The organism is Primorskyibacter aestuariivivens (genome assembly GCF_028023675.1).
GTDB lineage: Bacteria > Pseudomonadota > Alphaproteobacteria > Rhodobacterales > Rhodobacteraceae > Marinovum > Marinovum aestuariivivens.
In genome coordinates this window covers 1-885 of the sequence record NZ_JAQIOZ010000044.1, presented here as the reverse complement: position 1 = coordinate 885, position 885 = coordinate 1, and the positions used below count along the sequence as shown (strand labels likewise).

Annotated in this window: 1 protein-coding gene; it reads left to right on the top strand. The window is 58.4% G+C overall.

Going from position 1 to position 885, the window contains the following annotated elements; genetic code table 11:
• Window positions 1-39: 39 nt before the first annotated feature.
• Window positions 40-885: IS481 family transposase (locus tag PGB28_RS21295; protein WP_271423514.1), on the top strand; the 846-nt coding region annotated here is incomplete at its 3' end.

Below are 885 nucleotides of genomic sequence, written 5' to 3'. Positions count from 1 at the left end.
TGATGGTGTGATTTTTTCTCAGGAATTGAAGGAAGCATTATGGGACAAGTTCGTCACGGGAGCGCCACGACCACGTACGCCGTCAGAGCTGCAATACAGCGATCGCAAGCTTCGCTCGCGCAGCTGAGCAAGGAGCTGGGCATCAATCCCAAGACCGTCGCGAAGTGGCGCAAGCGGGCGACGGTGGAGGACTTGAAGACTGGGCCGAGGGAGCCGCGTTCGACCGTTCTCACCGAAGCGGAGGAGGCCATGGTTGTCGCATTCCGGCGTCATACGCTACTGCCGTTGGATGATTGCCTCTATGCGCTTCGGCCGTCGCTTCCGCACCTGACACGCTCGGCGCTACATCGATGCCTGCAACGGAATGGCATCTCGCGCCTGCCGGACGTCGAGGGTGACAAGCCAAAGCGGCAGCGGTTCAAGCGATACCCTATCGGCTTCTTTCATATCGACATCGCTGAGGTTCAGACGGCGGAGGGCAAGCTCTACCTCTTCGTGGGTATTGACCGGACCAGCAAATTCGCAGTCACCCAACTCGGGGACAAGGCAGATCGTAAGACCGCATGGGAGTTCCTCGAACACCTGCTCAAGGCCGTCCCCTATCGCATCCACACGATCCTCACTGACAACGGCATCCAGTTCGCCGAGCAGCCCCGCAACCGGAACACAGCATATTCACGGCAGATGCGGTTCGACATGATCTGTGAGGCAAATGAGATCGAGCACCGACTGACCAAGCCAAACCATCCGTGGACCAATGGCCAGGTCGAACGAATGAACCGCACCATCAAGGAGGCGACCGTCAAACGCTTCCACTACGAAAACCACGACCAGTTGAGAACACACCTTGCCGACTTCATGGCAGCCTACAACTTCGCCCGCAGG